This is a genomic window from Bacillus sp. 1NLA3E (assembly GCF_000242895.2).
In the GTDB taxonomy this organism is placed as follows: Bacteria; Bacillota; Bacilli; order Bacillales; family Cytobacillaceae; genus Bacillus_BU.
Genome location: NC_021171.1, coordinates 4,511,474 through 4,525,826 on the forward strand (window position 1 = coordinate 4,511,474; position 14,353 = coordinate 4,525,826).

At 32.1% G+C, this 14,353-nt stretch carries 12 protein-coding genes; 1 reads left to right on the top strand and 11 read right to left on the bottom strand.

Annotated features, from left to right (window positions below):
* Positions 1-440: 440 nt before the first annotated feature.
* Complete coding sequence (locus B1NLA3E_RS21645) at positions 441-668, top strand: hypothetical protein (protein ID WP_015595953.1); 228 nt, start codon at positions 441-443, stop codon at positions 666-668.
* A gap of 251 nt (positions 669-919) precedes the next feature.
* Here B1NLA3E_RS21645 and B1NLA3E_RS21650 read toward each other — a convergent pair whose 3' ends face one another.
* The 11 genes from B1NLA3E_RS21650 to B1NLA3E_RS21700 all read right to left on the bottom strand — a co-directional run bounded on the left by B1NLA3E_RS21650 (position 920) and on the right by B1NLA3E_RS21700 (position 14,353).
* On the bottom strand, positions 920-2,053 hold the full coding sequence (locus tag B1NLA3E_RS21650) for a DegT/DnrJ/EryC1/StrS family aminotransferase (RefSeq protein WP_015595954.1): 1,134 nt from the start codon (positions 2,051-2,053) through the stop codon (positions 920-922).
* Between the two features lie 33 nt (positions 2,054-2,086).
* Positions 2,087-2,653, bottom strand: a complete 567-nt coding sequence (locus tag B1NLA3E_RS21655) for an acyltransferase (protein ID WP_015595955.1) — start codon at positions 2,651-2,653, stop codon at positions 2,087-2,089.
* Positions 2,650-3,732 carry a Gfo/Idh/MocA family protein gene (locus tag B1NLA3E_RS21660; protein WP_015595956.1) on the bottom strand — a complete coding sequence of 361 codons (1,083 nt, stop codon included), beginning with the start codon at positions 3,730-3,732 and terminating at the stop codon, positions 2,650-2,652. Before B1NLA3E_RS21660 ends, B1NLA3E_RS21655 begins: the two co-directional genes overlap by 4 nt.
* A gap of 12 nt (positions 3,733-3,744) precedes the next feature.
* Complete coding sequence (locus tag B1NLA3E_RS21665) at positions 3,745-5,070, bottom strand: nucleotide sugar dehydrogenase (protein WP_015595957.1); 1,326 nt, start codon at positions 5,068-5,070, stop codon at positions 3,745-3,747.
* Between the two features lie 4 nt (positions 5,071-5,074).
* On the bottom strand, positions 5,075-6,172 hold the full coding sequence (gene wecB / locus B1NLA3E_RS21670) for a non-hydrolyzing UDP-N-acetylglucosamine 2-epimerase (protein ID WP_015595958.1): 1,098 nt from the start codon (positions 6,170-6,172) through the stop codon (positions 5,075-5,077).
* Between the two features lie 473 nt (positions 6,173-6,645).
* Positions 6,646-7,866 (bottom strand): lipopolysaccharide biosynthesis protein, encoded by a 1,221-nt coding sequence (locus tag B1NLA3E_RS21675; RefSeq protein ID WP_015595959.1) that lies wholly within the window; start codon positions 7,864-7,866, stop codon positions 6,646-6,648.
* Between the two features lie 155 nt (positions 7,867-8,021).
* Positions 8,022-9,278, bottom strand: a complete 1,257-nt coding sequence (locus B1NLA3E_RS21680; protein ID WP_015595960.1) for an O-antigen polymerase — start codon at positions 9,276-9,278, stop codon at positions 8,022-8,024.
* 286 nt (positions 9,279-9,564) lie between these two features.
* The gene (locus B1NLA3E_RS21685; RefSeq protein WP_015595961.1) at positions 9,565-10,701 is read right to left on the bottom strand and encodes a glycosyltransferase; all 1,137 of its coding nucleotides are present in this window, start codon (positions 10,699-10,701) and stop codon (positions 9,565-9,567) included.
* Positions 10,702-11,054: 353 nt separating this feature from the next.
* Positions 11,055-12,182, bottom strand: coding sequence for a non-hydrolyzing UDP-N-acetylglucosamine 2-epimerase (gene wecB / locus B1NLA3E_RS21690; protein ID WP_015595962.1), 1,128 nt, complete (start codon positions 12,180-12,182; stop codon positions 11,055-11,057).
* A gap of 6 nt (positions 12,183-12,188) precedes the next feature.
* Positions 12,189-13,298 carry a capsular polysaccharide biosynthesis protein CapF gene (locus B1NLA3E_RS21695; protein WP_015595963.1) on the bottom strand — a complete coding sequence of 370 codons (1,110 nt, stop codon included), beginning with the start codon at positions 13,296-13,298 and terminating at the stop codon, positions 12,189-12,191.
* 17 nt (positions 13,299-13,315) lie between these two features.
* Positions 13,316-14,353 (bottom strand): nucleoside-diphosphate sugar epimerase/dehydratase, encoded by a 1,038-nt coding sequence (locus tag B1NLA3E_RS21700; RefSeq protein ID WP_015595964.1) that lies wholly within the window; start codon positions 14,351-14,353, stop codon positions 13,316-13,318.

Consider the following 14,353-nt stretch of genomic DNA (forward strand, 5'->3'; position numbering starts at 1 on the left):
GATTCATCTTGGCAAATGGTTGCGGTTATGGAGTAGTGCTCCTTGTAGCGAATAATCTCTAATTCGATTTCATCGGAACCGGAAAAGATTGTAATAATAGAAAAAAAGCAATCCAAAAGGCTCTTAAAGTACTTCATTTACATACCTACTCCCATTAACCTTTGAATCAATTGGGTCTCGGATTACAAACTCCCAGTTTTCTAGGCACCTACTTTTTATCCTACAAATATCAGTCGGTTTCAACGCCGCAAACTATAAGTTAAAATCAAAGAGTAACATATTTAGGATATACATTTTCCAAATTCCATAACATTAATAAACATTGCTATTGCGCTTGAAATGAAACCTCATAAACTTATGAAAGAGATAGAGAAGGATGAAGATTTACCTTCCCAAATAAATAAAGCTGCCGATGATGACTAGAAAGAGGAGATGATAGAGTGGAAAACTTAAAATCAAGAGAAGTCACACAGCTAGTGAATGACATTGGGGATGAAATAGAACTGGAAATACTTCAATATATCGACCATTACTCTGTAACCGCAACCATTTGTCCTGATAAGCCACCCTTTTATGATTACATAGCATCTGGAATCGATTTCCATAGTAAAAGAAACGCAATGAAAATAGCACTAAAAAAACTTTATTTAAAAGCTTATTACAAATGAGCAAAGACAACAACATTGTGCCTTATTCTCAGTAAAAAACAACTCCAGCAAATTACTACAGGGTTTTGGATATAAAAAAATGAGGGAAAACAAGATTTTTGTTCCCCTCAAACAGTCCCACGCTTACAGTAAGTGATTCCAGAAAAATGGATGATTCCTGAAACGCGATTTAGTCTCAGACTTTACTTAGTTCCAAAAATAAAGTACGTTTCTTAACAACGAAATTTAGTTCTGTTCAGTTTACTTCGTATCTACTGTAATTCCATAAATTCTTTTATTACCGCACAAACTTTATTTACTTCCTCTTCACTCAAATATGGGTGCATCGGCAATGAAAGGACTGTATCACAAAGGTTATTAGTAATTTCAAATTCTTGATCATCAAACGCTAAACCAGAAAAAGCATCTTGTTTATGCATTGGCTTAACATAATAAATCATGCTTGGAATCCCGTTCTCCTTAAGTTTTGCTTGTAAGTCATCTCGCTGTTCCTTGTTCTTAAGCTTAATAGTATACTGGGCAAAACTTGAATAAAACCCATCCGGTATATATGGAATTTCAATAACGCCTTCTAATCTTTCATTATATAATTTATATACCCTGTTAACACTTTCTAATTCATGATTAATAAAGGATTTTAGTTTCACTTTTAAAATAGCAGCCTGGATAGTGTCTAGTCTGGAATTAACTCCAATCCTAACATTATCGTATTTATTCTCGCCTTTACCATGAACTTTTAAAGATTTAAGTAATTCTGCTAATTCATCATCATCAGTAAAAATAGCCCCACCATCGCCATAACAACCTAATGGTTTAGCTGGAAAAAATGAGGTAGTTGCTGCATTACCAAAACTACAGGCCATTTTACCACTAATATTGCCACCAAAGCCCTGAGCACCATCTTCTAACACGAATAAATCAAACTTCTTTGCAATTCTCTCTATTTCACGATAATCTGCAGGAAGCCCAAATAAATCAACAGGAATAATGGCCTTAGGAGTTAACTTCCCTTCTTTAATTGTTTTTATGATCGCTTTTTCTAGTTTATTTGTATCAATATTGAAAGTTTCCCTATCCACATCCACAAAAATTGGAGTAGCTCCTCTAAATGAAACAATTTCTCCTGTCGAAAAAAATGTAAAGTCTGGTAAAAATACTGCATCTCCATCTTTGATATCCCTTGCCATCATCACTAAATTCAGTGCGTCTGTTCCATTGGCACAAGAAATACAGTGTTTTACACCCACGTAGTTAGCTAATTGTTCTTCTAGCTCTGCTACTTCTTTTCCACTAATAAAATTTGCATTAGTTAATACTTCCTGTATAGCTAAATCAATTTCCTGCTTATATTCCTGATACTGAGTCTTTAAATCCCTGAATTCCATAGTCCATCAATCTCCATCACGATTTAATTTTCCCTATTCAGCTTTTTCTTTTAGTTCTCTACCCTTCAGCATATATTCCCTGTCACATTCATTACATTTCAACTCATTTTTTAGAACCATTCCACATTCGCAGACCCAACCTATTTGTTTTGCCGGAACACCTGCCATTAAAGCATAGTCAGGGACATCCTTTGTTACGACTGCACCTGAAGCGATCATTGCCCAACGACCAATTGTATTTCCACATACAATAGTAGCATTGGCTCCGATAGATGCACCGTATTTAATAAGAGTCTTTCTATATCCTTCATTACCTTTAGGATACTTACTTCTAGGTGTTAAATCATTTGTAAATACCATTGAAGGCCCGCAGAATACATAATCTTCTAACTCAACACCTTCATAAACCGCTACATTGTTCTGGATTTTAACTCCCTTACCAATTTTAACGTTATTAGAAATGTTAACATTTTGTCCTAGAGAGCATTTTTCACCTATTTGAGCCCCTTTTTGAACATGGCTAAAATGCCATACCTTAGTACCAGCACCAATCGAAACATTTTCATCTATATAACTACTCTCATGTACAAAGTAGCTCATCTATCAAATCTACCTTTGAAATCCAATGAACTACACTTTTCTAATGGTAGTTTAACGCTTTTACCTTCTGCAGCTGATTTGTAAATTGCAAGGACGAGCTCAAGTGCTCTTCTTCCATCCTCAGCCGTTACATACGGTTGTCTATCATTCAGAATTGCATCAATTACATCAGAATATAGGGGATTATGACCAAACCCATATACGGTTGGTGGATTTTCTTGATACTTAGCTTTAATATCTTCTGGATCATCTAGCATATCTGCAAATTGCCATTCCTCTATTAGATTTACAGATTTTCCGCCAGCTTTAACTGTGCCTTTCTCCCCAAATAAATACAATGTTTCTTCAAGGTTTTTTGGATAAATATTAGTTGTACCTTCAATAATCCCATAACTTCCATTGGAAAACTTAATTAATGCCATACCTAGGTCTTCTGCTTCAATAAAGTTATGTTTCAAATTATCCGTCATACCGACCACTTCTACTATTTCGTCTCCCATCATCCATCGCAAAAGATCTATGTTATGGATGCACTGGTTCATAAGTGCCCCTCCGTCTTGCTCCCATGTTCCGCGCCAAGGAGCCTGTTTATAGTAATCTTCTCCCCTGTTCCAACGAATATGAGCAGTTCCATGAAGCAGCCTTCCAAAGCGTTCTTCTTCAACAGCCTCTCTTATTTTTTGAATAGACTTATTAAAACGGTTTTGATGGCATGCGCTAACTTTTATATTTTTTTCTTTAGCTTTTTTGATGATTTCATCAGCTTCTTCCAGTGAAAGAGCGATGGGCTTTTCAATGATAAGATTACTGCCCGCTTCTATACAATCTAAAGCAATTTGTCCATGTTTACCACTTTCAGTACAAATTGCTACTAGTTGAGGTTTTTCCTTTTCAAGTAACTCCTTATAGTCAATATATTGTGGTGTAGATTGAGGAAGATTAAATTTTGAAATTTTATCCTCCATATTTTCGGGCACTATGTCACATAAACCAACAATTTCAAGTTCATTTTTGATTGCAGCAGCTATATGATTTGGTGAGATTCTACCACAACCAATTATTGCAAAACGTAAAGTCATGATGATCCCCCTCTATAATAATTCAATATTTTCTCTATTTTTTATATCTTTCATCGCATTCTTAGTATCAAATATTGCCTTTGCATGTTGCTGTACAAAAGAATAATCCACAGTTGTATGTGCTGTTGTTACTATTACGAGATCAGAACTTTCAAGGAGTTCCACAGTTAATTCTGATTCTCCCTTTTTAATTTCCCCATGCTCACGATACTCTAGCACGAAAGGATCAAAGTAAACAACTTCTGCCCCTTCTTTTTCTAGCTCTTCAATCACTCTAAGAGCAGGACTCTCTCTGTAATCTTCAATATCTTGTTTATAAGCTACGCCAAGCACAAAGATTCTTGAACCGTTCATAGCTTTTTTATACCTATTTAAGATTTTACTTGATCTCTCTACGCAGTATTCCGGCATTCGGTCATTAACCATCATGGAGGATTCAATCATTGATGTATGAAAACCATATTCCCGTGCCTTCCAAGAAAGATAGTATGGATCAAGTGGAATACAATGACCCCCAAGTCCTGGTCCTGGATAAAAGGCTTGGAAACCATAAGGTTTAGATTTTGCAGCATCAACGACTTCCCAAAAGTTAATGCCCATCTTATTACTTAGAATTGCAAGTTCATTTACAAGTCCAATGTTAATATTTCTATAAGTGTTTTCAAGAATTTTCTCCATCTCCGCTATAGCAGGAGATGAAACACGATGGATCGGTGCTTCTAGTATACTTTCATATAGTGTTGCTGCCACATCAGTACATTTTGCAGTAATCCCTCCAACGACTTTGGGTGTGTTTTTAGTCTTATAGATCAAATTCCCTGGATCAACACGCTCTGGGGAAAAAGCAAGGTAGAAGTCCTCACCACATTTTAGTCCAGATGTTTCAAGAATCGGCTTAAGAAGTTCTTCCGTAGTCCCAGGATAAGTAGTTGATTCCAAAACGATTAGCATATCTTTATGCATATAGGGAACGATGCTCTCTGCAGAGGCTTTAACATAACTAATATCTGGCTGTTGATGGTCATCAAGTGGTGTTGGTACACAAATACACACACAATCCGCTTTTGCTACCTGTGCAAAATCTGTAGTGGCTGACAGGAGTCCTGACATCACTATTTCTTCAAGGTCTTCATTGACAACATCACCAATATAGTTCTTACCGGTGTTTACCATCTCAATTTTAGATTCTTGTACATCAAAACCAATTGTTTTAAACCCGGCTTTTGCTTTCTCTACAGCAAGAGGCAAACCTACATAACCCAAACCCACAACTCCAAGTGTTGCAGTTTTATTTAATAATTTTTCTTTTAGATTACTTGTTAAAGTAACAGTACTCATTATATTATTTTCCTCCTCTTAAGATAGCTTGACATATATGATCTGCTGCATGTCCATCACTAAATAACAGTGTTTGTGGATGCTGCAAACAGTCTAATTCTCTTGTGACTGATCTTAGAATTGTTTTAACATCAATTGGACATAAAATATTCCATCCATTTTCTAAGGTTTCAACCCATTCTGTTTGATCTCTAAGTGTTGTACATGGGGTCTTAAGGAAATATGCTTCCTTTTGAAGTCCACCAGAATCTGTAACCACCATATAAGCATTTGCTGTTAAGTAAAGCATCAGTAGATAGCCCACCGGTTTGATCATTGTTATATTACCTAATTTAATATCCAGTTCATCAATTAATTTACGAGTCCTTGGATGAATTGGTAAAAGAACTGGCTTGTCCATTTTTTCAAATGCAGAAAAAATCTCACGTAACTTTTTATGATCATCTGTATTTTCTGCACGATGAATTGTAGCAAGGTAATATTCTTTTTCTATAATACTTGGGATTTTACCATTTATATCTCTTAATTCATCCAACCAAGCACCGTTAGAATATAATTTTTTTGAAATATCTATATTCCTTATCACCACGTCATACATGATATCTCCCGTATTTAAGACGCCATCTGTGATTCCTTCTTTTTCTAAGTTTTTTACAGCTGTTTGTGTTGGACATAGTAATAAATCAGATATATGGTCTGTTAATACTCTGTTTTGTTCCTCTGGCATTAGCTTATTATAACTACGTAACCCAGCTTCCACATGGAATACAGGGATACGTAATTTACTAGCTGCTAATGCACCAGCAAGAGTTGAGTTTGTATCCCCGTATACAAGCATTCCATCAGGTTTTTCTTTAAATATTATTTCTTCAATGTTTTCAAGCATTCGTCCTGTTTGTAATCCATGGGATCCTGAACCTACACCTAAATTATAATCAGGTTTTGGTATTCCTAACTCCTCAAAAAAAATGTCAGACATATTTGCATCATAATGTTGACCTGTATGAACTAATATTTCTTCATTTTCTTTTCTAAATTCTTCAGAAAATGGTGCTGCCTTTATAAATTGAGGACGGGCACCAATTATAGTTATAACTTTCATTATTCATAACCCTTTCATATAGAAATACTTTCTACTTTATTAAGGTAAAAAAACAAATGAATCCATGATTACATATAAATTTCCCTATACTTATTTTAAATTCTCAAAAAAATTCAACTGAGTTAACACTACTTCAGTTGATAGTGGAAACAATTTTTATTAAATGCTTGTACTAAATAGATTGAGAAATTCTTATTGAATAAAAGCAATTAAAAAGGTTAGGATTCAAGATATATATTTCGGTCCTAGCTTAAAATAGATTAATAAGTACTGCGTGTTAAGCTAGTTCTACAGTTTTATGCTAATTTTCATGACTTTATCCTTTCTTAAGCACCAGCTCCTCTTCACGAGTCGTAACTATCTAGCTACCCCTCATGAAAAACAAAAAGGTCCAGGACCTTTTACACTTTGTTAATCAGAGTATATTAATTTTCAAATTAATATACTCTGACTTTTAAAAAGTCACTCTAGAATTAGGATTCATACCTTAATGACAATGATCCTATTATTATTATTAAGAATATTTTAACTACAGCTGCAATCGTTGCAGCCACACAAAAACCTATAAGCCCACTTTGTTTAATTAATATTACTCCACCACCAATATATATTAATCCATATATGGTTTGAATAACCGTTTGCCAGAACGTCGCACAGTATCTAAGAATTATTGATTGAGTTATAACACTTGAAGCAATAAGAATTGCAGCCAAATTTGCTAAAACTAATATTTCTAATACATCATCATATATAGTAGGATAAAGAATCCTTATAATATAGGTTGATAAAAAAATACACCCTATAAATGCTATAGCGCTAAACACTATTACTAAAAGGTTAATTAATAAAAATTCTTTAACCCTCATTCTTCTTTTACTTTTCGAAAAATATGTTAATAAAACCCCAGATATGGGCTGCAATACAAAACTAGACATTTTTCCAACTAAAGTAGCAGCATAATATACAGTCACTTGTCTTCCACCTAATAATGGTAAAATAATTAAACGATCTAAATAAATAAGTACATTCCCTATTACATTAGAAAATGCTAAGGATATATATTTATTTAAAGTTAATTTGAATTTAGATGTTATTCTCAATGGTTCTAAATAAATGTTTGTAGTAAATAGCAAAAAAAGTATTGAGAATATTTCTCCAAAAAGAAAAACAATTTCCCATTTGTCTGAATATCCATAATAAAGTATTGCAGTACCTATAATTAATCCAATACAGTAAATTACACTATGATAAAAAATCTTTTTGTAATCAATATTCAATCGATAACTTACAATTAAATAAGATCTCAACATAGTTAATATCGAAACGATAACTAACATTGGTATTGTTGAAGTTGATTCATTGATAAGATCAAAAGATGCTAATAATAAAATTGAACCCATGTTAGTAAAGCTAGCAAGAATTAATAATGGAATAAAATCTCCTGATATTTTGTTGTCCTCATATTCATTATTTACAATCAGTCTTATGTTATTTAATGAATTTCCCATAACAACTGATATTATATTTACTAATCCCATAATTGTAAGAATTTCACCAAAAGTATCACTATCATATTCCCTACCAATTAAAGGATAAACCAAAAATTGTAATATTGAAACTGAGATAGCAGAAGAAAAAATATTTATTACTATATCTAATAAAAACTTTCCTTTTTTATAACTCCTTATGTTCAATAGATATCCCTTTCCCTTATATATGATCTCGTTAACATTGATTTATACAATATATACATATCGTTTGAAAAAGGTAGAAAAACATTGACTTTAAATAAAATTATAACTTGTTAACAGCAAAGACGACTAACCAATTTTGTATTATTATACTTTCATTACAATGCACTTTTTTTTCTTTCCTCTGATGAAACTATATATAAAAATAGTATTAGAACTATTCCCCCAGAAGTTAATAATGTTGTAAGCAGAGCGCTATCATTTAAAATTACTATTGTGTACAACATTAGAGCAGTATATCTATATCTGTTGTTTAATCCTTCAGATATTGAGTCAATAAATAAAAATATGACACCTAGTGCTATTGTAAGTAAAATCATTAATAGTAGCCCACCATTGTCATAAGCATCTGCTAAAAAACCAGTATTAGCATTTGCTCCTCCCGATGAAACTAGAAAAGTAGAATGTATAGAATAAGGAGATTCTAAACCTAATACTTTACCAATCAACCCTTCAGAAAAATACAATTTAGGGTTTTTGGAAAAAAAATCATAATGGTTAAAGCTTAGTAAAGCTGGAATATTTAATTGGCGGATTGGCATTAATGCTATTGTAAAAAAATTATTTGTTATTAAGAATAAAAAACTTGAAACAGTAATAGCTAACGTATAAAAAGTAGGAACTCCAACAAAGAATTTTTTCTTTTTTAATAGAAATGTAAACACAATTAAAAATAGGACTGAAAATAATATTGATTTATGCCCTGTACATAAATAAAAATATATCTGAAAAAAACAAGAAATAAACAACATTATTTTCTTATCTTCAATCATGTACATTACGATGCAAAATGGAATAAATAATTTTGCAATCCAGTTAACCAAGTAACCCCAAAAGACACCATATTCTGCTTCTGCCCTTAGTTCATATATTTCATTGAAATTCAAAGCCCTAAGATCAATACCTCCGAATTTCATTGTAAATAGAATTAAAAGGAAACAGGTTATAATGAAAATAACGTTAACAAAATTCAAATATTTTTTTGTTTCAAACCCAATAAATTTAACTCTAAATGGCTTAAATAACCGTAAAAATATAAATAAAATTAAAGAGCATACAACTAAGTAAGAAAAATAATTAAAGCTTAAATTTGCCTGCCAAAATATACTTAATACAGGTACAACTGTAATAATAAAAAACAATTGAGTTAATTGATATGATGGTCTTTGTTGCCCCTTGGGCAGGACTTTTATTAATAGAAAAAAACATAAATTAGAAATAAATAATTTTATTATAGATGGATCCCAAACTAACCCAGAATATGAATAGTTGGGTGCAACAAAAACATAATAAATCACTTCTAAGACTATTTTATAGGCCATAACCCAGAAGTAATATTTTAGATTAGTATACATTTATAAAACATCCTTTTTTGTCTCTGTTGTCCCTGGTATATTTCATTACATAACTTTAAAATTTTATTTTTGTTAAAATTAGTTTTTAAGATTATCTCTCGTCTATAAGACTAAAATGTTATAAAAAACTTACTTTAATTGTTACCTATTAGATAAAATTAAAAGTAATTCACGGTTTATTTAACAATTTATTATTTTGTTTTTTACAGAAAAAATTTCTCTTTTTCAACAAACATCTGCCTGTCGACAAAAACACTGTATCTTACTATCATCCACATATTATCTTTTATATACTTTTCAGTATTTCGCAAAGTTTTGTTTCATACTGCTTCCAGTTGTATTTGTGCAATACTGCTTTATAAGCATTATTCCCCATATGAATAGAATCATCTATATTGTTCATCATGTAAAGTATTCCGTTAGCTAAGGCTTCACCAGACTCCTCTGGGACTGCAATCCCACACTTATTTTCTTTAATTATTGTTGACGTTTCCTTATTTAATTCACAGGTAATTATCGCTAAATTTGCAGCCATATAGTCAAATATTTTATTAGGTAAACAATGGTACTCTCCATATAGGTATGAGTCAAAACGAGTTATACCTGCTATATTTCCTTTCAAAAATTTAGTTACATCCCCTTTACTCATCCAAGGAATAATCTCAATATTTTCTTTAATATTGTTTTCTTCTATTAATAATGTATAATCATTGTATTTGGTTTCATAATTTTCATTATTAGGAAATCCACCTAATATTCGAATTTTTGCATTTGAATTCTCGTTTTTTAATATCTTAGCCGCTTCAATTAATATGACTTCTTGCTTCTTATCAGCAAAATTACCAATAAACACAAAACTATTTTTATCCCTATTCATATTTGATGTAGTTTCCTCATCTTCAACCAACAATGTATTAGGAATAGAAAATGAATTACTGTTAAATTTTAAATATTTATTTTTCATGGTTTCATTCACACAAAACACTGCATCTATTCTTTTACTAATAAACTTCAAAATTAATCCCGTAATTTTATTAAGTGTATTAGCTATGGTTACATTATTTACTTTCTCCTTAAAATGATTTTCATACCATTCATGGCAATCAAAAATAACTTTTATATCCTTAATAAATAATTTAAGGAAAAAAGCAACAACCAATGAATCTGGCTCGGGGGCAATGATTATGTTAGGCTTATTTTCTTTCCCCATTTTATATAAGTGTTTTAAACTAAAAACTCTATTAATTAGTCCTTTTTTTCTAGTAAAGCCATCGATACCTATATTATCTTTCGATATTTCTTTCTTAGTATTTGGACTTATATTAATTACTTCATATCCACATTTTACAAGTGCAATACTAATTTTATAATACACCCTCTTATCATAAGGTGGATGAGACGAACATAGGTATAAAACTTTCAATTTTAATAATCCCCTTTAAGAAATTCGATTTAGAATATTTCTTTGTAAATCAAACTTATAATATTTTTTAATTTTGGAAGATTGGGGTTCCCAATAGTGAAATTACTTCGTTTCAAAACGCTAACAGCCCTCCTATCTTGACTTCAAATCCTAAATTCTCAAGTTTTGCTCCTTAATTCTAAAAACATAGATACTACTTTCTTCATTTATTTTATTTATAAGTCTAGGAATATTTACTTCCAAAACTACTGTTCTAGTACATATCTCTATTAATTATTCGAAATTTATCTAACTATTTATATTTAAATCTATTCTGTTCTTATCGATGTATATAGAAATATTTATCACTTTTCTTACCTTTTTTCCCAAACAACTCTATTCACATAATCCGTATAAGATAAAATTATCCTAAGTACCTTATCTGAAACATTAGGCATACTATAATCTGATACATTTCTAAGAATATTTTTTTCTTGTATCTCTAATATTTCTAACCCCTGTAATATTCTTTCTTTCTTAAGCCCTACCATCATTACTGACCCTTCTTCCATTGCCTCTGGTCTTTCATGGGCTTGTCTTATATTAAGCGCTCTAAACCCAAGGATAGATGATTCTTCACTGATCGTTCCACTATCACTCAGTACGGCTTTTGCCTTGGTTTGAAGTTTTACATAATCATTGAATCCTAATGGTTTCATTGTTTTAATCAACGGATTAAACTCTATCCCTTTAACATTAATCATATTTCTAGTTCTTGGGTGTGTACTTACAATTACAGGTACATTGTATTTTTCAGCAATTACATTTAAGCTTTCTACTAAATCTAAGAAATTGGTTTCAGAACTAATATTTTCTTCTCTGTGAGCTGATACTACAAAATATTTCCCTTCCTCAAGTTCCAATCTTTCCAATACATCTGATTTCTCAATATCATCTTTTCTTGAGTTGAGCACTTCAAACATTGGGCTTCCAGTTTTAATAATCCTATCAGCAGGAAGACCTTCTCTTAATAAATATTCTCTTGCGATATCACTATAAGTTAAATTAATGTCAGCTGTATGATCAACAATTTTTCTGTTTGTTTCTTCTGGTACTCTTTGGTCGAAGCATCTATTTCCTGCTTCCATATGGAATATAGGAATATGCCTTCTTTTTGCTGCAATAGCACATAAACAACTATTAGTATCACCCAGTACTAAAAAAGCCTCTGGTTTTACCTCTTCCATAATAGGATCAATTTTGACTAGGATATTACCAATGGTTTCTACTGCTGTTCCAGTAGCTGCATTAAGAAAATAATCAGGCTTTTTTAATTTAAAATCCTTAAAAAACACTTCATTCAATTCATAATCATAATTTTGACCCGTATGAACAAGGATATGTTCAATAGCCTCGGATTCTTCTAATTTATTAATAACCGCAGACAATCTTATAATTTCTGGTCTAGTACCAATGACTGTCATCACTTTTAATTTCTTCACTATTATTTATACCCCCAAATAATACGTATCCGGCTTTTCTGGATTAAAGCATTCATTAACCCACATTACTGTTACAAGATCATTATCTCCAACATTCACAATTGAGTGGGTGTATCCAGTAGGTATATCAACAACCTGTAACCTATCCCCACTTACTCTATATTCTATGATTTCTTCTGAATCTATTTTTCTAAACCTAATCAGGCCTTCACCACTTACTACCAAGAATTTTTCGTTTTTGGTATGATGCCAATGATTACCTTTTGTAATCCCAGGTTTTGAAACATTTACTGAAACTTGTCCTCTATCAGGAGTTCTTATAAATTCTGTAAAGGAACCTCTATTATCACAATTCATTTTTAGATCATAAGAAAACTTGTTTTCTGGTAAAAAGCTTAAATAAGTACTGTAAAGCTTTTTAGTTAGTGCATCCTCCATATTAGGAACACTTAAATCTGTTCTGCTTCCTTTGAATCCTTTAATCATTCTTGCTAATTCACCCAATTTAATATTGTGTGTTATTGGAACAATACAAAATCTATCCTGCTGAGTTGGGATACCTTCTAAAGCTTTCATAAATTCTTCTAAGACGTCATCAATATAGCAGAGCGTCAGTTCTGCATCTGGATTGTTCACTTTAATTTCTATATCTCTAGAAATATTATGACAGTATGTGGCCACGACCGTATTGTAATTAGGTCTACTCCATTTTCCAAATATATTAGCTAGTCGATAGACTAATGCTATAGCACCAGTTTCTTTACTGTGCGCAAATAATAAGTCTTCTCCAGCCTTCTTACTTTCTCCATAGGGGTTTTCCTTTTCTGCTTGAATAGATGAAGTAATAAGTACTGGTGCTTTATTACCATGTTCCTTTAGTAGATTTAGCAATTTAGCCGTAAAACCAATATTACCTTCGATAAATTCAGTTTCATCTTTTGGTCTGTTTACCCCAGCTAAATGAAATACAAAGTCACATTCTTTTGTATATCTTTCTAGTAATGAACTATCGCTTTCTCTAGTAAACTCAAATATATTGTTATTACCTTTATTTTTAAGCTCTGCGATAAGATTTTTTCCTACAAAACCATTCGCGCCTGTAACCAGAATATTCATTTAATTTATTCCACCCTTTAGTTCATTACGTGAAGATTTTTAGTCCATTCCTCAAGCTCTTTTTGCACATAATCTATCTCAAGCAATTTTTCTTTTATCTGTTCTACGTTAAGGATTTGTGTGTTGTGGGAATTATATTCTTCTTCAGTAGTGAGCTTTTGATCTCCCTCAGCGAAATACTTATCATAATTTAAATCTCTTTGGTCAGCTGGAACCCTAAAGAACCCACCTAAATCCTCTGATACTACATATTCTTCTCTTGTAAGAAGTGTCTCATATAACTTCTCACCATGACGAGTACCTATAACCTTAATCTCATTATCAGCATCAAATAGCTCTATAATGGCTTTGGCAAGGTCACCCACTGTACTTGCCGGCGATTTTTGAACCATAATATCTCCTGCCTCTGCATTTTGAAATGCAAATACTACTAGTTCAACCGCTTCTTCAAGACTCATAAGAAATCTTGTCATATTCGGATCGGTTACCGTAAGTGGCTGCCCAGTTTTAATTTGTTCGATAAATAACGGTATAACTGAACCACGTGAAGCCATAACATTTCCATATCTTGTGCCACATATTAGAGTTCTTTCTGGTGAAACCGTTCTTGATTTTGCAACAAAAACCTTTTCCATCATTGCTTTTGAAATTCCCATTGCATTAATTGGGTACGCTGCTTTATCAGTAGATAGACAAATTACCTTTTTTACTCCATAATCAATGGCTGCTGTTAATACATTATCTGTACCCAATATATTCGTTTTTACAGCTTCTAAAGGGAAAAATTCACAGGATGGCACCTGTTTTAAAGCAGCAGCATGAAAAATATAATCTACTCCATGCATAGCATTTTTAACACTCCCCAAATCTCTTACATCCCCGAGATAAAACTTTAGTTTGTCATGTTTATAAAGTTTTCTCATATCATCCTGTTTTTTCTCATCACGAGAGAAAATCCGAATTTCTTTTATATCTGTATCTAGGAATCTTTCCATTACAGCGTTGCCGAAGGATCCAGTTCCTCCAGTTATTAATAACGTTTTATCTTTAAACAT